Genomic DNA, 17,655 nt, shown 5'->3' with positions numbered 1-17,655 from the left:
GGCCCCCTCGGCCGTCGTCGGGTCCGGATCACCGTGTGAGCGGTGTGAGTGGCTCGCGGTGCCGGCGGAAGTCCCAGACGGCGTACCGGACCAGCAGGACCAGTGCACCCAGCTCCAGCGCCGCGAGGATGCGGAAGTCGACCGGTTCGCCGCCCGCCTTCGCGAAGAAGATGTTCGGGATGTAGCACATGAGCGAACAGAACTCGACGATGATCGGGACGTACCACAGCTGCCGCGGCAGGTAGAACGCCACGACGAGCGTCAGGACATCGGCGAGGTAGAAGTAGCGTTCGTGCATCGACGGCAGGACGAAGGGCACGAGCATCGCCGAGATCGCCCCGATCACCAGGATCCGGGTGTCGGTCAGCTCGACCCGGCTGAGCACCACCAGCAGGCAGAGCGTGAAGATCAGCAACGCGGTCAGCAGGACCGCCGCGGTCTTCATCGCTTCCATGCCGTGCTCGCCGCGGAAGAACTGCCAGATGTTGGGCGCGCTGAGCGTCAGCTGCGGGTAGATGCTCGTCTGGTTGAGGTAGACCGTCAGCAGTTTCGCCGGTGACGCGCCGGCCAGCAGCGCGGGGACGTCCAGCACGAGGTAGACGGCCGGGATCGCCACCAGGGCCCGCCACGGCACGCGGCCGAGCAGCACCATCACGAGCAGCAGCGGGAAGAGGAAGATCGCCTGCAGCTTGAACGCGAGCGCGAGTCCGAAGAACACAGAGGCCCACCAGGGCCGCTTCCGCAGCAGGAAGTAGACGGCGCCGAGGGAGAACGCGGTGTAGATCGCGTCGCCCTGGGCCCACATGGCGCTGTTGATCACGACGGTCGGCAGCATGAACACGATGAACGCGGCCGCGGCGGCGATCCAGTGCGACGGGTACTTCAGCGCCACGATGCGGTACACGAAGAACGCCGTCACCAAGTCGAACAGAACCGAGAAGGCCTTGATCCCGGCGAGCGGGGAAGGCACCGGCAGGTGGGGCAGCAGCACCATGAAGTACCGGTAGGGCGCGTTCAGGTCGGAGAACTCGTACTTGAGCGCGCTGATCCCGCCCTGGTCGACGACGAAGTCGTACCACCGCCGGTAAAAGGCGGTGTAGTCCGCGGTCTCGTACCGGAACAGGGCCAGCCGGACACCGAAGGCCAGCAGGACCAGCAGGGCGGCGAGAACGATCACGGAGAGCCGGCGGGTCCGCTCGGACGGTCCGGCACCGGCCGGCCGGTGGGCGACCGCGGGGATTTCGACGGTCTGTTCCGCCGCCGATGGTTCGTACTCCGTCTCCTGTCGCAGCGAACCGGACAAGCTCATTTCCCGCCCCCCTCGGCTGTGCTCAGCCGGACCAGAACCCCGTTATGAAGCGCAGGTAGATCATGCCGCAGACCAGCGCGTTCGCGTACAGGACCACGTGCACCGCGCCGCGCAGCTTCGGGCGGCGCTCGCCGAACAGGACCAGCGCCACGTACATCACCAGGCACGGCAGCAGGTAGCGGTGCACCGACACCACGTTGCTGTTCATCGTCAGCATCACGATGGACGCGAACCCGAACAGCGCCAGCGGGACACCCTTCGAGCGCAGGGCCACCAGGACGTACACCGAGGACGCGAACAGCAGGGCCAGGCCGATCATCGGCAGCACGTGGCTCATCAGCGTCCACGCGTCCATCCGGGTGTCGCCGAGCAGGGCGTGGCCGGTGAGCTTGGCTTCGAACCAGAGCGTTTCGAGGATGTTCGGGTTGAACCGGTGGTACGACCACTCCCGCACGCCCTTGAGCGCGTTGAAACTGGCGAAGAAGTCGCCGGTCTGGAGCTTCATGGCGACCAGCACGCCGCCGAGGCCGAGGAACGCCGCCGGGAACCACAGCAGGTGCCACGACAGCAGGCCGCGCGGCTTCCAGTCCTTCGACCGCCAGAACTCCAGGAAGCACAGGCCGACGAACACCGCCGCCGTGATGCGGGAGGCCGTCAGCGGGATGAGCGTCAGGCCCATCCAGAGCCATTGGCGGCGCAGCGCGAACAGGTAGGCCCAGAAGCCCAGCGCGCAGAACACCGCCTCGCTGTAGAACGAGTGCAGGAAGAACGCGGCGGGCGCGGTCAGGAAGGCCGCGACGACCAGCCACGGGGCCCGCTCGCCGTCGAAGAAGTGGCGCCCGATCTTCAGCAGCGCCACCGCGGCCAGCCAGGTGGCCACCAGGTTGACCAGGAACCCGGCGGCGAGCAGGCCGAGCGTGCCGAAGCTGACCGTCTGCACCAGCCAGACCAGGACCGGGAACACCGGGTAGAACGCCCGCGTCGGGGCGTAGCTGCCGGTGTAGGCGTGCATGGCGATTTCGCCGTAGTTGCCGGCGTCCCAGCGGTAGGTGTGCGCCAGGAGGCTCATCGTCGAGCCGATGCCGGTCTTCGGGATGCCCTCGTCGACCGGGCTGGACGGCGCGAACAGGTACGCGACGGCGATCAGCACCGCGTTCCAGGCCAGCACCACGGCGAGGACGCGGGCGTAGTCGCCGTTCGCCCAGGCGGCTCGACGACCGGCGGTGGCCGTCTCCGCACGCTCTGGTTCGACCTGGTCGGCGACCCGGGACGGGACGGCCGTCCTAGTCATGCGTGACCTCGGCGACCGGCGGCTCGGCCGCCGCGGGCCGCTGCCGGAAGACGACCTTGTTGTAGAGCACGTAGTTCCAGACCAGGCCGACCGCGATCCCGGCGAACTTCGGGATCAGCACGTTCACCCCGGGGAACGCCGCGGTGACGGCGAAGATGATCGCCGCCTGCACGACCCAGAGCCCGAACGCGGTGACGCCGAAGAACAGCAGCGCCTGGCGGCGGACGTCGCCGTCCTTGGCGCGGAAGGTGAAGTTCCGGTTCAGGGTGAAACTGAGCAGCATGCCCGCCGTCGTCGAGATGAAGTTCGCGACGAAGAGCGGGACGCCCAGCGTCACCAGCAGCGCGTAACCGAGGGCGTCGACGAGGGTGTTCCCCACCCCGACCAGCCCGAAGCGCAGCTGGGTCGCCGAGATCAGCTTCACCGGGCGCCTCTTCCCGCGTCGGCGCCTTCACGGGCCTCGACCGGCACCCCGGGGCCGGTGCGCACCGACGCGACGCCGTAGAGCGGCCGGTTCTGCACCTGGGAGTACGTGCGGCCGATGTAGCTGCCGAGCACGCCGAGCATGATGATCTGGATCCCGCCGAGGAAGAACATCGCGATCCCGAGGAAGGCCCAGCCGGGCACCGCGGTCTGCGGGGCGAGCAGCTTGACGCCGCCGACGTAGAGGATCCCGACGAAGCTCAGGAACGAGATCAGGTACCCCATGCGCGTGATCATCCGCAGCGGCGTCACCGAGAAGCCGAGGATGCCGTCGGCGGCGAAGCGCAGCATCTTGCGCAGCGGGTAGCCCGTGACGCCGGCGTGCCGCTTGTCGCGGTCGAACAGCACGGCCGTCTGCTTGAAGCCGATGTAGCTGACCAGCCCGCGCAGGAAGCGGTCGCGCTCGCGGTACTTGCGCAGCTCGTCGACCACCTTGCGGTCGATCAGCCGGAAGTCGCCGGTGTTCTTCGGGATGTCGACCGCGGCCATCTTCCGCAGGAACCAGTAGAACCCGCCGGCGGTGAGCTTCTTGAACGCCGAGTCCTGCCGTGAGCGCCGCTGCGCGTAGACGACGTCGAAGCCCTCTTCCCACTTCTCGATCAGCTCGAGCGCCACTCGCGGCGGGTCCTGCATGTCGCTGTCCATGATGACGACGGCGTCCGCGTCGACCAGGTCCAGCCCGGCGGTGACGGCCATCTGGTGGCCGAAGTTGCGGGACAGTTCGACCACGGTGACCCGCTCGTCGCGGGCGCTGAGCTCGGTGAGCTTGGCCAGCGAGCCGTCCCGGCTGCCGTCGTCGACGTAGAGGAAGCTGAAGTCGTACTTCCCGACGAGGGGGGCGGTCACCTCGTCCACCGTCCGGTGCAGCAGGTCGATGTTCTCTTCCTCGTTGTAGATCGGGAAGATGAACGCCACCCGGCGGGTGATCGGCTCTGTGGGCACTGCGGGGCTCCCCGGAGTTTCGGTGTCGAAGGTGCGGGCGGCGCCGTCGAGCAGGCGATTCCCCCGTCCTGGTGCCCTGCATCCTAGAAGATCCGGCTGGCCGAGATCCCGGGACCCGGTCAGCCCGCCGCGGCGGCCGGCCTGCCCGCGCCGCGAGCGGCCGTCGTGGACGACCGGATCGGGGCGCGGGGACGGAGCCGGTGGGGTACTTGTCGGCCAAACCGTGACGGCGCCTCGATACGCTGGTCGGCGTAGGACCGGCGCGTGTCCTCACGGGGGAGTTCCGCCTGGTGTGCCAGGCTCGACGAGGTGAAGGACGACGAGTGAATCGGCAGCCGCTGCGCCTGGCCATCATCGAGGCCACCCGGATCCTCGAGCGCGCGGGCGTCGCCTCGCCGCGGTTCGACGCCGAGGTGATCGCCGCGCACGTGCTCGGGGTCGAACGCGGCCGGCTGCCGATGGTGCCGCTGGTCGACCCGCCGGTCATCGAGGCCATCGGCCAGCTCGTCCAGCAGCGCGCCAAGCGCATCCCCCTGCAGTACCTGACCGGCTGGGCCGCGCTCGGCGACATCACGGTCGCGGTGGGCGCCGGGGTGTTCGTCCCGCGGCCGGAGACCGAGCTGCTGCTCGAGTGGGGTGTCAAGTTCCTGCAGGGCCGGGAGTTCCCGGTGGTGGTGGACCTGTGCACGGGCTCCGGCGCGCTGGCGCTGGCGGTGGCCCACGCGCGCCCGGACGCGGTCGTCTACGCGGTGGACATCGACCCGCAGGCGCTGGCCTGGGCCCGCCACAACGCCGACGTGCACGCCGACGCGGGCAACACCCCGATCCGGCTGTATTCGGGCGACATCGGCGACCCGACGATGTTCGCCGAGCTCGACGGCCTGGTCGACCTGGTGCTGTGCAACCCGCCGTACGTCCCGGAGGGCACCCCGGTGCCCCCGGAGGTCGCGGAGCACGACCCGCCGCGCGCGGTGTTCGCGGAGGAGAGCGGCCTGGCGGTGATCCGCCACGCGATCGCGGCGGGAGCCCGGCTGCTGCGCCCGGGCGGCGGCCTGGCGATCGAGCACGACGACACGCACGGCTCGGCGGTCCCGGCCCTGGTCCGGGCGCGCCGGGTGCTGACCGGGGTGGAGGGCCACGCGGACCTGACGGGCCGCGCCCGGTTCGTCACCGCTCGCCGGTTGGGCTGAGCGTCCCTTGCTCGTGGCTCCTGACCAGGGAGTTTGTGATCGCCAGCCCGGCGTGACCGGGTAGGTCTGGTCGCCCACGCCGCCGGTCACCAGGTGGCTCCGGACATCTCGCGGCCTACGCCGGGCCCGGGGGCGCCCCCGTCTTCCACGCTACCGATGACCACCGACGGTTTCCGGCCTGAGCCGGGCCGGCGGCCGGAGTTGTCCACAGGAGCGGGGGGCCGCCCGAACCCGCGCGGCCCCCCACCGAACCAGCAGCTGAACCAGCAGCCGAACTAGAAGCCGAACGCCGTGCAACTCGCCGTTGCGGTCTTCGACGGGTCGCTCACCGAGGTCGCCGTCAGCTTCACCCTTGCCGCCAGGTCGGCGCCCTGGCCGCGCTTCGCGTACGCCGGCACCTTCACGTGGCCGCCGAACTTCGCCGTGGTCAGCTCGTTCGGGAGCCGGACCTCCCAGCCCCGGGCGTCCGTCGACACGCTCAAGCGGTACGTGTCCGTGTCGTACGGTGCCTTCGCGCCCCGCGCCGAGCCCGTGTTGAGCAGGCCGAAGTCGCAGGTCGCCAGGCCTCCCCGGGCGATGGCCGGGAGGGCCGGGGTCAGCGCCGCCCCGCGGGCCTGGCCGCCCGAGCCGTCCAGCGAAGCCACCGTCACCGTGTACGAGAGGATCCCGTGGCGGTCGCGGGCCACGTCCGTGATCAGGAACCGCAGCCGGTTCGCCTGGTCGGTGTACTCGTACGGGCTCGCCGCTTCGGTGCCCGCCTTGAACAGGGCGTCGTTGAGCTGGCGGTAGTCACCGATGGTGATCTTCACCGGCGTCCCGTCCGGCTTCGTGTAGTCGGTGATGCCGATGTCCTGCGGGTTGGCGTCGATCACCCAGTCGAACGGGGCGTTGTCCTGGTTCTTCGTCTTCGTGATCAGCACGCCCGAGTCGGGCGCGAAGGAGTCCGCGCCCATCCGGTCGACGACCTCGACGGTGTAGTTGTCGTAGCCGCCGCCGTCGCAGAACGGGTCCTTCGACCGGTCGCACTTCGGCGCCTTGTCCCCGCCGGTGAGCTTGATGTTCAGGCCGGTGAACGCGCCGGGCTGCGCCTCGGTCTCACGCGCCGTCAGCCGCGCCGACACCGGCCCCGAAGCGGCCAGCTCGGTGCGGTCCAGCTGCAGCACGTCGGCGGGGTCGACGATGCCGAGCTTCAGCTTGTTGCGCAGCTGGTGCTGGGCCCCCATCGAGCTGCCCTGCGTCGCCGGGATCCGCCACCGCGTGTGCGGGCCGCCGGGCCCGTTGAACGTGCCGCGCGACAGCATGTCCCACGGGCCGCTGTAGCTGCGCGAGGGCGGCACGCCGAACGGGTTGTTGTAGTTGTCGCCGATGCCCAGGATGTGGCTGAACTCGTGGGCGTAGGTCGACTGCCCGGAGCTCTCCGCCTGCACCGAGCTGCCGTCCTGGGCGTTCGGCCAGATGCTGGCGGCCGACGCCCACGACGTCCACGGCACGTACCGGGTGGCCGCGTAGTTGGGCAGGTCGTGGTCGGGCGGGCCGAAGCTGTCGGGCACGTTCTCCTTCGTCCCGAACTTCATCTCGCCGAACTCCTGCCAGGTCGAGCTCTCGTCCTGGCCGGCGGAGAGGTAGAAGACGAAGTCGAACTGCTTCGCGGTGTCGCCGACGTCGGCGCGCCAGGCGTCCCCGGCGTCCTTGCGGATGTCCCGGGCGCAGTTCGCGCCGGGCGGGCACGCGCCCGGCTGGAACTCCATGCCGTACTCGTAGGACTTCCCGGGCATCCGGTACGGCCCGAAGGCGGTCAGCTGCACGCCGAACCGGCCGCCGGAGTCCTCCATCCAGTACTCGTTGATCGTGTGGCCGTTGTTCAGGGCCTCGGGCTTGTTGAGGAAGTCCTGGTAGTGCTTCGCGACGTTCGCCCGCGGGATGTTCGCCGCCGTCGGCGCGGGGTTGCCGAACACGGTCGAGCCGGCCGGGCGCGTGACCACGAAGTCCTGGTCCGGGTAGTCGGCGAGGACGACGGCGCCCTTGAAGGTGCGCTGGGTGGGCTTGAGCGAGGGATCGGCCCAGTCGGTGCCGGGCACCTTGCGGTAGTCGGACCAGGTCATGTGGTCCTGGTTCTCCCAGTGCGCGGCATCGATCGGGGCGGGCCAGCCACGGGTGAGCGGCTCGGCGGCGGCGGTGCCGGTACCGAGCCCGGTCAGGACGGCGACCGCGGCGAGCAGGGCGAGCGCTTTCGGGGTTCTGGGGCGCATGTGCGGCTCCTTCACTGGGAACGCACGGGGGTGGTGGTTCCCGAAGATCGACCGTATTGAGCCCTGCTGTCGTGGTTCTGCCTCGCGGCGAGGTTTACCCGCTTGCCCCACGACGAAAGTCTGGCCGGTCGTCAGCCCGGCAACGACCACCTCGCCGCCGGACCGGTGTGACGCGGCGAACGTCCCCTCCGGCGCCCGGACTACGCTTGGGCGCCATGAGCGTGGTCTACGACTGCAGCAAGCGGGAGACCCGGGCCGACGGGCTGGCCGCGGCGGCCGGGGCGGTGCGGTCGAGCAGGCTGGTCGTCCTGCCGACCGACACGGTCTACGGGATCGGTGCCGACGCGTTCGACGCCGGTGCCGTGCAGGCGCTGTTGCGCGCCAAGAACCGCGGCCCGGACATGCCGGTCGGCGTGCTCGTCGGCTCCTGGTCCACTGTGGACGGCCTGGTGCTCGGGGTGCCGCCGCAGGCGCGTGCGCTCATCGAAGCCTTCTGGCCGGGCGACCTGTCCATCGTGCTGCCGCACGCGCCGAGCCTGCAGTGGAACCTCGGCGACGCCCGCGGCACCGTGATGCTCCGGATGCCGCTGCACCCGGTCGCGCTGGAGCTGCTGCGCGACGTCGGCCCGATGGCCGTCTCGAGCGCGAACGTCTCCGGCCGGCCGCCGGCCAGCACCGCGCAGGAGGCGCAGGAACAGCTCGGCGACTCGGTCGCGGTGTACCTCGACGGCGGGTCGAGCGGCGAGCCCGTCGCGTCGAGCATCGTGGACCTCACCGGCACCGAGCCGGTGGTGCTGCGCGAGGGCGCCGTGAACAAGGAGGCCATCGCGGAGGTGCTCGGTGTGCCCGCGGAATCCTTGGCCTGAAGCCGGATCACGGCGGAAACCGCGACACGATAGCGTGTCGCGGGTGACCCCGACCCCGCGAGCGTGACGTCCCCGTGCCGCCCACATCCGGTCTCCTCCCCATCCGGGAATACATCCTCGTCGCGCTGACCGCGACGGCTGTGACCTACCTGCTCACGGGCGTCGTGCGCCGGGTGGCGATCCGCGTCGGCGCGATCGCCAACCCGCGCGCCCGCGACGTGCACGTCGCCCCGATCCCGCGGATGGGCGGGATCGGCATCTTCCTCGGCGTCGCCGGCGCGATGGGCCTGGCCCACCAGCTGCCCGCGCTGTCGCACGGCTTCGACGCTTCGTTCGACTCGGTCGGCGTGCTGCTGGCCGCGGGCGTCATCTCCCTGATCGGCGCGCTCGACGACCGGTTCGAGCTGGACGCCTGGACGAAGCTGGCCGGCCAGGTCATGTGCGCCGGGATCCTGGTCATCTTCGGTGTGCAGTGGGTGTCGTTCTGGGTGCCGTGGGGCGGCACCGGCGCCTCGTTCGGCTCGGTGCTGGTGCTCGACAAGAACCAGGGCGCGCTGCTCACCGTCGTGATGGTCGTGGTGATGGTCAACGCGATGAACTTCGTCGACGGCCTCGACGGGCTGGCCGGCGGCCTCGGGTTCATCGCGGCCGCCGCCACCTGCGCGTTCTCGCTCGGCCTGCTCGACAGCTCCGGCGGCGACGTCGGCACGTACCCGCCCGCGCTGATCGCGGCCACGCTCGCCGGCGCGTGTCTGGGCTTCCTGCCGTACAACTTCCAACCCGCGAAGATCTTCATGGGCGACTCAGGCTCGATGATGATCGGCCTGATGCTCGCGGGGGCGACGACGTCGGCGTCCGGGCGCGTGCCGTACCCGCAGTTCAGCGGCAAGGACGCGATCGCGCTGCTCTCGCCGCTGGTGGTCGTGGCGGCGGTGCTGTTCGTGCCGATGCTGGACCTGATCATGGCGGTCGTCCGGCGTACCCGCCGCGGCGAAAGCCCGTTCGCCGCCGACAAGATGCACCTGCACCACCGCCTGCTGGAGATCGGCCACTCCCAGCGCCGCGCGGTCCTGCTGATCTACTTGTGGGCTGGCATCCTCGCCTTCGGCGCGGTGTCGGTGACGCTGTTCGACGACGCCGCGGCGCTGTGGATCATCGGCGTCGGGCTGGTGTTCGCGGTGGTGGTCTCGGTCGTCCCGCGGCTGCGCTCGCGCCACCAGCCGGGGACGTGACCGGCGGGAGTCTCTACACTCGGGGGCAACCGAGCAGGGAGCCAGGTGTGAGCGAAGCCGAAACGCACGAGCAGGAGAACCCGCACGCCGAGGTGGTGCTGCAGGCGGCCCGCGCGATGACGAAGGCCTCGCTGCTGGTGACCCCGCCCGCGGTCCTGGTGTGCATCGCGTTGTTCAGCATCCTCAACGGCCTGCCCGGCTTCCTGGGCTCGCTCGTCGGCGGCGTGCTCGCCATGCTGGCGTCGTTGTCCACGCTGGGCATGATGAAGTTCAGCGCGGGCCAGGACCCGATGTTCGTCATGGTCATCGCGCTCGGCGGGTACGTCGTGAAGGTCGTCCTCCTGTTCGGCGCGCTGACCCTCCTGAAGGGCGTCACCGCGCTGCACCCGATGTCGCTCGGCATCACGATGATCGTGGCCATCCTGCTCGCCGCCGCGGCCGAGTTCGCCGCCTTCCGCAAGACGAAGATCCCGACGATCATCCCGTCCTGATCGTCGTCACTCTTCGTGCCCTCGCCTGCGGCCGCATGAGTGTGACCGGCGCCACAAAAGTGCGCTTTCGTGCGGATCGCGGACGGTGACCGGGACCCCTCGCCTGCGGTGATCCGGACCCGGTCCCGGCGCGCACCGGACCTGGGTCCCGGGATGACCCGGGACCTAAGTCCTGGGCTGATCGGTTGGTTAGGAGTACGCCTGTCCGGCACTGATTGACCTGCTGGTATGGTCCGCGTCAAGGGTGGCGGCCTCGACCGCGCACTCCCGCAGACGAACCGCGATCAGCAGTGTGGCGACCGTGTAGTTCCGCCTCTCGGCGCTGGTCCGAAGTAGACCGCAGGGCAGTGTTCACGCGAGACAACCCCGTGTGCAGAACGTGAAGCCGTGTTCATCGCACAGTGGGGCAGCCGCCTCCGACGTCCCGATACGTATCGGGTACGTTAAGTCCAGATCGTGACGATTCCCCCGGCGGAGTGAACGCCGGCCGGGAGAACCGGAAGGAGCCCAGTGGGCGCGCTGGTATTGGCCGAGGGTGCGACGTTCGCGCCGCCCGGCGCCGAAAGCTTCGAGTTGCCGGCGTTGTTCGGCGGAGTCACCAAGCCGATGCTGCTCGTCGTGCTTTCGGTTGTCATCATCGCGACGTACTTCCTGCTGGCGACCCGCAAGCTGCAGGTCGTGCCGGGCAAGGGGCAGTTCGTCGCGGAGTCGATCTACGACTTCAGCCGCAACAACATCGCGCGCGAGCAGATCGGTTCGAAGGATTTCAAGCCGTTCGTGCCGCTTGTTTTCGCGCTGTTCACCTTCATTCTGGTGAACAACCTCTACGGGATCATCCCCCTCCTGCAGTTCCCGACCATGGCGCGCTTCGGCTTCCCGGTCGCGCTGTCGGTCCTCGTCGTCTACCCGGTGTACCACTTCGTCGGGTTCAAGCGGCACGGTTTCAAGGGGTACTTCAAGAAGGAACTCGCGCCGCCGGGCGTGCCGGGCCCGGTGCTGCCGCTCTTCGCGCTGATCGAGTTCGCGGAGAAGTTCTTCCTCAACCCGCTCACGCTCGCCATCCGTGTTTTCGCCGCCATGTTCGCGGGTCACCTGATCCTGGCGGTGTTCACCCTCGGCGGCACCTTCCTGCTGACCGAGACCTCGGGCTGGGCGCTGAAGCCGGTTTCCCTGGTGGCGTGGATCTTCGCCATCGGGATGACGTTCCTCGAGGCCTTCATCCAGGTGCTGCAGGCCTACATCTTCGCCCTGCTGTCGGCCGGGTACATCGGCGCCGCGCTGGCGTCGGAGCACTGAGAACACAAGCCCCCGATCCGCGCGAGCGCGTGGACCGAAGTGAAGGGAAATGCACGTGAGCAACATCGTTCTGGCCCAGGCCGCGGAGCAGGCCGTCAACATCAACCCCGGCCTCGCCGCCATCGGTTACGGCCTGGGCGCGATCGGCCCGGGCATCGGTGTGGGTCTGATCTTCGCCGCCGTCATCAACGGCACCGCCCGCCAGCCGGAGGCGCAGGGCAAGCTGCAGGGCATCGGCTTCTCGACCTTCGTGCTGACCGAGGTGCTCGCCCTGATCGGCATCGTCATCTACTTCATCGCCTCCGCAGGCTGAGTCACGCTCAACTCGCTTAAGGAGACGCCGTGCTGAACAGTGCCTTGGTCCTCGCCGCAGAGGGCAAAACGCACAACCCGATCATTCCGGACATCTCGGAGCTGATCCTCGGCATCGTCGCCTTCCTGATCCTGCTGTTCATCCTCAAGAAGTACGTCGTCCCTCGCTTCGAGGCCGCGTACGAAGAGCGTGCGCAGAAGATCGAGGGAGGCATCGAGAAGGCCGAGCGGGCCCAGGCCGAGGCCGAAGAGGCGCTGGCCAAGTACAAGGCCCAGCTGAACGAGGCCCGGACCGAAGCCGCGAAGATCCGCGACGACGCCCGGCTCGAAGCCGAGCAGATCAAGGCGGAGCTGCGGGCCCAGGCGGAGGCCGAGTCCCAGCGCATCGTCGCCCAGGGGCAGGCCCAGCTGCAGGCCCAGAAGGCGCAGATCATCGCGGAGCTGCGGGCCGACATGGGCCGCAACGCCGTCGAGCTGGCCAGCCGCATCGTCGGCGAGTCGCTCGAAGACGAGGCGCGCCGCCGCGGCACCGTCGACCGGTTCCTGGCTGAGCTGGAGACCGCCGGTGCCTCCAACGGAGCGGGGAAGTAACCAGAGATGACGCTGCATGCTGCGAGCCGTGAAGCGCTCGGCCTCGCCGAGGAACGCCTCGGCGAGGTTCTGGCCGACGCGGGAGCCGACGCGGGCACGGTCGGCGACGAGCTGCTCTCGGTCGTCGACCTGCTGGACCGGGAAATCGGCCTGCGCCGGGCGGTGAGCGACGCCTCGGCGACGCCGGAGGCGCGCACCGAGCTGGTGCGCCGGCTGTTCGACGGCAAGCTGTCCGAACCGGCCCTCAAGGTGCTCGACGCCGTGGCGGGCAGCCGCTGGTCCAGCCCCCGCGAGCTGGCCGACGGCCTCGAGTCGCTCGGTCGCTCGGCCCTGCTCACCTCGGCGGAGAAGACCGGGAACGTCGACACCGTCGAGTCCCAGCTCTTCCAGGTCGCGCGAGTCGTGGCCAACCACCCCGAGCTCGAGAAGGCGCTGTCGGACCTGACCGGTTCCGCCGAAGCGAAGCGCACGCTGGTGCGCGGGCTGTTCGCCGACAAGGTGGACGTGGTCACCGAGACCCTCGTCGAGCAGGTCGTGCGCCGGGCCAAGGGCCGCGGCGTCGGCGTCGGGCTCGACAAGCTGGTCAAGCTGGCTGCGGAGCGGCGCCAGCGCTCGGTCGCCTACGTGACCAGCGCGAGCGCCCTGTCCGACGAGCAGACCGCCCAGCTGGGGGCGAAGCTGAACGACATGTACGGGCGGCAGATCGCGCTGCACGTCGAGGTCGACCCGCGGCTCGGCGGCGGGCTCGTCGTCCGCGTCGGCGACGAGGTCATCGACGGAAGCGCGGCGGGGCAGCTCGCGGCGCTGCGCAGGCGGCTGGCCCGGGCATAGCCCCAGGTCACACAAGACTTTGCATACTGGCAAGAACGAAGCGAGAGCGGGAAAGACATGGCCGAGCTGACGATCTCCTCGGATGAGATCCGTAGCGCGATCGAGAACTACGTCTCGAGTTACGCCCCGGACGTGAGCCGGGAAGAAGTTGGCGTCGTGATCGACGCGGGTGACGGCATCGCCCACGTCGAGGGCCTCCCCTCGGCCATGGCCAACGAGCTGCTCGAGTTCCCCGGCGGCGTCCTGGGCGTCGCCCTGAACCTGGACGCGCGCTCCATCGGTGCCGCGATCCTCGGTGACTTCGAAAGCATCGAAGAGGGCCAGCAGGTCAAGCGCACCGGGCAGGTCCTGTCGGTGCCGGTCGGCGACGGCTACCTCGGCCGCGTCGTCAACCCGCTGGGCCAGGCGATCGACGGCCTCGGCGACATCGAGACCACCGACCGCCGCGCGCTGGAGCTGAAGGCCGCCTCGGTGGTCGAGCGCCAGCCGGTGTCGGAGCCGCTGCAGACCGGCATCACCGCCATCGACGCGATGACGCCGATCGGGCGCGGCCAGCGCCAGCTGATCATCGGTGACCGCAAGACGGGCAAGACCGCCGTCGCCGTGGACACGATCATCAACCAGAAGGCCAACTGGGAGACCGGCGACCCGAAGAAGCAGGTTCGCTGCATCTACGTCGCGGTCGGCCAGAAGGGCTCCACGATCGCCGCGGTCAAGAAGTCCCTCGAGGACTCGGGCGCGATGGAGTACACCACCATCGTCGCGGCCCCCGCGTCCGACTCGGCCGGCTTCAAGTGGATCGCGCCGTACACCGGCTCGGCCATCGGCCAGCACTGGATGTACGAGGGCAAGCACGTCCTCATCGTGTTCGACGACCTGACCAAGCAGGCCGACGCCTACCGCGCGATCTCGCTGCTGCTGCGCCGCCCGCCGGGCCGCGAGGCGTTCCCCGGCGACGTCTTCTACTTGCACTCCCGCCTGCTGGAGCGTTGCGCGAAGCTGTCGGACGAGCTGGGCGCCGGCTCGCTGACCGGTCTCCCGATCATCGAGACCAAGGCGAACGACGTGTCGGCCTACATCCCGACCAACGTCATCTCGATCACCGACGGCCAGTGCTTCTTCCAGTCTGACCTGTTCAACGCCGGCCAGCGCCCGGCCATCGACGTGGGTATCTCGGTGTCCCGCGTGGGTGGTGCCGCGCAGGTCAAGGCGATGAAGTCGGTCTCCGGTTCGCTCCGGATCGACCTGTCGCAGTACCGCGAGCTGGAGGCCTTCGCGGCCTTCGCCTCGGACCTCGACGACGCCTCCAAGGCGCAGCTCGAGCGCGGTGCCCGCCTGTACGAGGTGCTCAAGCAGCCGCAGTACTCGCCGATCCCGGTCGAGGAGCAGGTCTGCACGGTGTGGCTGGGCACGAACGGCCACTACGACTCGGTCCCGACCGAGGACGTCCGCCGCTTCAACCACGAGTTCCTCGACTCGGCTCGCCGCAAGCACGACGACATCCTGGGCGCGATCCGCGACTCCGGGAAGTTCGAGGACGAGACCGCCGACAAGCTGGTCGCGGCGGTGAACGAGTTCAAGAAGGAGTTCACCACTTCCGAGGGCAAGTCCCTGGTCGAGGCGGACGCCGACGCGATGGACGCCGACAAGGTCGGGCACGAGACCGTCAAGGTCAACAAGCCCGCCCCGAAGAAGTGAGCTGATAGCTCATGGCCGCACAACTCCGGGAACTCCGGTCGCGCATCAAGGCGACCAAGTCGATCGGCAAGATCACCAAGGCGATGGAGCTCATCGCCACCGCGCGCATCACCAAGGCGCGGGCGAAGGTCGCCGCCTCCCGGCCGTACGCGGACGAGATCACCAAGGTGCTCTCGGCGCTGGCCGGTGCGGCGGCCAACCTCGACCACCCCATGCTGGTCGAGCGCCCGAACCCGAAGCGGGCCGCTGTCCTGGTCGTGACCAGTGACAAGGGCCAGTGCGGTGGCTACAACTCCAACGTGCTGCGCGCGACCGAAGAGCTGCTCGCCCTCCTGCGTTCCGAGGGCAAGGAACCGCAGGTCTACGTCACGGGCAACAAGGGCCTGAACTACTACCGGTTCCGCAACCGCCCGGTCGAGGACAGCTGGACGGGCTTCTCCGACCAGCCGACCTACGCCGGCGCGGTGGCGGCCGGTGAGGCCCTGGTCCAGTCGTTCATGGCCGGCGTCGACGACGAGCACGGCAACACCGACGGCATCGCGGGTGTCGACGAGATCCACATCGTCTACACCGAGTTCGTGTCGATGCTGACGCAGCGCCCGATCGCCAAGCGCGTCGCGCCGCTCGAGGTCGAGTACTCCGAGGGTGAGGAGAAGCCCGCCGGGCTGCTCCCCAGCTACGAGTTCGAGCCGAGTGCCGACAAGCTGCTGGACGCGCTCCTGCCGAAGTACATCAACACGCGTCTCTACGCCGCCTTCCTCGAATCCGCGGCGTCCGAGCTGGCCGCCCGCCGGACGGCGATGAAGGCCGCGTCGGACAACGCGAACGACCTGGTGGGCAACCTGACGCGGGAGATGAACCAGGCCCGCCAGGCGCAGATCACCCAGGAGATCTCCGAAATCGTCGGTGGCGCGAACGCGCTCACCGCAGCAGGAAGTGATGATTGATGACCAGTACTGAAGCCCCGCGCGCCAAGGGGCGCATCGTGTCGGTGACCGGTCCGGTCGTCGACGTCGAGTTCCCGCGCGGTTCCGTGCCCGACCAGTTCAACGCGCTCAAGGTCGAGATCGAGTTCGAGCAGCTGCGCAAGACGGTGACCCTCGAGGTCGCCAGCCACCTGGGCGACAACCTCGTCCGCACCATCTCCCTGCAGCCGCAGGACGGCCTGGTGCGCGGCGCCGAGGTCACCGACACCGGCGGCCCGATCACGGTCCCGGTCGGCGACAAGGTCAAGGGCCACGTCTACAACGCCCTCGGCGAGTGCCTCGACGAGCCCGGCTACGGCGACGACCTCGAGCGGTGGGGCATCCACCGCAACGCGCCGTCGTTCGACCAGCTCGAGGGCAAGACCGAGATGCTGGAGACCGGCCTCAAGGTCGTCGACCTGCTCACCCCGTACGTCCAGGGTGGCAAGATCGGCCTGTTCGGCGGCGCCGGCGTCGGCAAGACGGTGCTCATCAAGGAGATGATCACCCGCGTCGCCCGGAACTTCGGTGGTACCTCGGTGTTCGCCGGCGTCGGCGAGCGCACCCGTGAGGGCAACGACCTCTTCCTGGAGATGTCCGAGGACGGCGTCATCAACGACACCGCCCTCATCTTCGGCCAGATGGACGAGCCGCCGGGCACCCGCATGCGGGTCGCGCTGTCCGCGCTGACCATGGCGGAGTACTTCCGCGACGTCCAGAACCAGGACGTGCTGCTGTTCATCGACAACATCTTCCGGTTCACCCAGGCCGGCTCGGAGGTGTCGACCCTGCTGGGCCGCATGCCGTCGGCCGTGGGTTACCAGCCGACGCTGGCCGACGAGATGGGGCAGCTGCAGGAGCGGATCACCTCGACCCGGGGTCGCTCGATCACCTCGATGCAGGCGATCTACGTCCCCGCGGACGACTACACCGACCCGGCCCCGGCCGCGACGTTCGCCCACCTGGACGCCACCACCGAGCTCTCCCGGTCGGTGTTCCAGAAGGGCATCTTCCCGGCGGTGGACCCGCTGGCGTCGACGTCGACGATCCTCGACCCGGCCATCGTCGGCGAGGACCACTACCGCGTCGCGTCCGAGGTCATCCGGATCCTGCAGAAGTACAAGGAACTGCAGGACATCATCGCGATCCTCGGTATGGACGAGCTGTCGGAAGAGGACAAGCTGACCGTTCAGCGCGCGCGCCGCATCGAGCGGTTCCTGTCGCAGAACATGCTGGTCGCCGAGGCGTTCACGCAGATCCCGGGCTCGACGGTGCCGCTGTCGGAGACCATCGAGTCGTTCGACCGCATCACCAAGGGTGACTTCGACCACTACCCGGAGCAGGCGTTCCTGGGTATCGGTGGCCTCGAGGACCTCGAAAAGAAGTACAAGGAAATCACCAAGAAGTGATTCCCGGGGAGCGGCGGGGGCGGTGTCCTATGTGGACCCGAGCCCCCGCCGTTCTCGTAACCAAGGACTGACCTATTACACTCGGTGGTAACACCCCGAGCGAAGGAGTGCTACGTGGCTGAGATGTCCGTGGAGCTGGTGGCCGTCGAGCGCCGTCTCTGGTCGGGTACCGCCACCTTCGTGGTCGCCCAGACCACCGAGGGCGAGATCGGCGTCATGGCTGGTCACGAACCCGTGCTCGGGCAGCTCGTCGAGGGCGGCGTGGTCAAGGTGACGACCACCGACGGCGAGACGGTGTGCGCGGCGGTGCACGGCGGCTTCCTGTCGGTCACCGGCACCGGGGTGAGCATCCTCGCCGAGAGCGCCGAGCTTTCGGACGAGATCGACGTAGAAGCGGCGAAGGCGGCCCTGACCGGGGACGACGAGACCGAGCGGGCGAGGGCCTCGGCCCAGCTCCGCGCAGCGGGCCAGACGGTCTGAGCGCGAGACGGGCAGGAGCC

At 69.2% G+C, this 17,655-nt stretch carries 17 protein-coding genes; 12 read left to right on the top strand and 5 right to left on the bottom strand.

All coding sequences use genetic code 11. The features are described from left to right. Positions 1-28: 28 nt before the first annotated feature. The 4 genes from QRY02_RS28595 to QRY02_RS28580 are packed head-to-tail and all read right to left on the bottom strand — an operon-like array spanning position 29 to position 4,025. Complete coding sequence (locus QRY02_RS28595) at positions 29-1,309, bottom strand: glycosyltransferase 87 family protein (RefSeq protein WP_285985930.1); 1,281 nt, start codon at positions 1,307-1,309, stop codon at positions 29-31. 22 nt (positions 1,310-1,331) lie between these two features. After that, positions 1,332-2,600, bottom strand: coding sequence for a mannosyltransferase family protein (locus QRY02_RS28590; RefSeq protein ID WP_285985929.1), 1,269 nt, complete (start codon positions 2,598-2,600; stop codon positions 1,332-1,334). After that, positions 2,593-3,024, bottom strand: a complete 432-nt coding sequence (locus tag QRY02_RS28585) for a GtrA family protein (RefSeq protein WP_285985928.1) — start codon at positions 3,022-3,024, stop codon at positions 2,593-2,595. The genes QRY02_RS28590 and QRY02_RS28585 overlap by 8 nt, the downstream gene beginning before the upstream one ends. Then, positions 3,021-4,025 (bottom strand): glycosyltransferase family 2 protein, encoded by a 1,005-nt coding sequence (locus QRY02_RS28580; RefSeq protein WP_285985927.1) that lies wholly within the window; start codon positions 4,023-4,025, stop codon positions 3,021-3,023. The genes QRY02_RS28585 and QRY02_RS28580 overlap by 4 nt, the downstream gene beginning before the upstream one ends. 323 nt (positions 4,026-4,348) lie before the next feature. Here QRY02_RS28580 and prmC point away from each other — a divergent pair, with 323 nt between their 5' ends. Beyond that, the gene (gene prmC / locus QRY02_RS28575) at positions 4,349-5,215 is read left to right on the top strand and encodes a peptide chain release factor N(5)-glutamine methyltransferase (protein WP_086840672.1); all 867 of its coding nucleotides are present in this window, start codon (positions 4,349-4,351) and stop codon (positions 5,213-5,215) included. Between the two features lie 275 nt (positions 5,216-5,490). On the opposite strand, the gene QRY02_RS28570 is transcribed toward prmC, so the two are convergent. Continuing rightward, positions 5,491-7,464 carry a M6 family metalloprotease domain-containing protein gene (locus QRY02_RS28570; protein ID WP_285985926.1) on the bottom strand — a complete coding sequence of 658 codons (1,974 nt, stop codon included), beginning with the start codon at positions 7,462-7,464 and terminating at the stop codon, positions 5,491-5,493. A 215-nt stretch (positions 7,465-7,679) separates the two neighbouring features. On the opposite strand from QRY02_RS28570, the gene QRY02_RS28565 reads away from it, so the two are divergent. The 11 genes from QRY02_RS28565 (at position 7,680) to QRY02_RS28515 (ending at position 17,635) form a co-directional block, all read left to right on the top strand. Then, complete coding sequence (locus QRY02_RS28565; RefSeq protein WP_285985925.1) at positions 7,680-8,330, top strand: L-threonylcarbamoyladenylate synthase; 651 nt, start codon at positions 7,680-7,682, stop codon at positions 8,328-8,330. 74 nt (positions 8,331-8,404) lie between these two features. Then, entirely contained in the window at positions 8,405-9,562 is a 1,158-nt protein-coding gene (locus QRY02_RS28560) for a glycosyltransferase family 4 protein (protein ID WP_285985924.1), read from the top strand. A gap of 47 nt (positions 9,563-9,609) precedes the next feature. Beyond that, positions 9,610-10,053 carry a Cg1360 family ATP-synthase-associated protein gene (locus QRY02_RS28555; RefSeq protein WP_285985923.1) on the top strand — a complete coding sequence of 148 codons (444 nt, stop codon included), beginning with the start codon at positions 9,610-9,612 and terminating at the stop codon, positions 10,051-10,053. A gap of 510 nt (positions 10,054-10,563) precedes the next feature. Next, a complete protein-coding gene (atpB, locus tag QRY02_RS28550; protein ID WP_285985922.1) occupies positions 10,564-11,349 on the top strand; it encodes a F0F1 ATP synthase subunit A in 786 nt (261 codons plus the stop codon). Positions 11,350-11,404: 55 nt separating this feature from the next. Further along, on the top strand, positions 11,405-11,662 hold the full coding sequence (locus QRY02_RS28545) for an ATP synthase subunit C-like protein (RefSeq protein ID WP_043777226.1): 258 nt from the start codon (positions 11,405-11,407) through the stop codon (positions 11,660-11,662). Positions 11,663-11,691: 29 nt separating this feature from the next. Next, positions 11,692-12,252 (top strand): F0F1 ATP synthase subunit B, encoded by a 561-nt coding sequence (locus tag QRY02_RS28540; protein ID WP_285985921.1) that lies wholly within the window; start codon positions 11,692-11,694, stop codon positions 12,250-12,252. Positions 12,253-12,258: 6 nt separating this feature from the next. Continuing rightward, positions 12,259-13,083, top strand: a complete 825-nt coding sequence (locus QRY02_RS28535; RefSeq protein ID WP_285985920.1) for a F0F1 ATP synthase subunit delta — start codon at positions 12,259-12,261, stop codon at positions 13,081-13,083. A 57-nt stretch (positions 13,084-13,140) separates the two neighbouring features. Beyond that, entirely contained in the window at positions 13,141-14,781 is a 1,641-nt protein-coding gene (gene atpA / locus QRY02_RS28530; RefSeq protein WP_285985919.1) for a F0F1 ATP synthase subunit alpha, read from the top strand. Positions 14,782-14,792: 11 nt separating this feature from the next. After that, a complete protein-coding gene (locus QRY02_RS28525; protein WP_285985918.1) occupies positions 14,793-15,728 on the top strand; it encodes a F0F1 ATP synthase subunit gamma in 936 nt (311 codons plus the stop codon). Then, a complete protein-coding gene (gene atpD / locus QRY02_RS28520) occupies positions 15,728-17,155 on the top strand; it encodes a F0F1 ATP synthase subunit beta (protein ID WP_285985917.1) in 1,428 nt (475 codons plus the stop codon). The genes QRY02_RS28525 and atpD overlap by 1 nt, the downstream gene beginning before the upstream one ends. A 114-nt stretch (positions 17,156-17,269) precedes the next feature. Next, a complete protein-coding gene (locus tag QRY02_RS28515; protein ID WP_285985916.1) occupies positions 17,270-17,635 on the top strand; it encodes a F0F1 ATP synthase subunit epsilon in 366 nt (121 codons plus the stop codon). Positions 17,636-17,655 lie beyond the last annotated feature (20 nt).

This window comes from Amycolatopsis sp. DG1A-15b (genome assembly GCF_030285645.1).
Taxonomy (GTDB): Bacteria; Actinomycetota; Actinomycetes; order Mycobacteriales; family Pseudonocardiaceae; genus Amycolatopsis.
The sequence above is the reverse complement of the archived record's forward strand: the minus strand, read 5'-3'. Positions and strand labels throughout refer to the sequence as shown.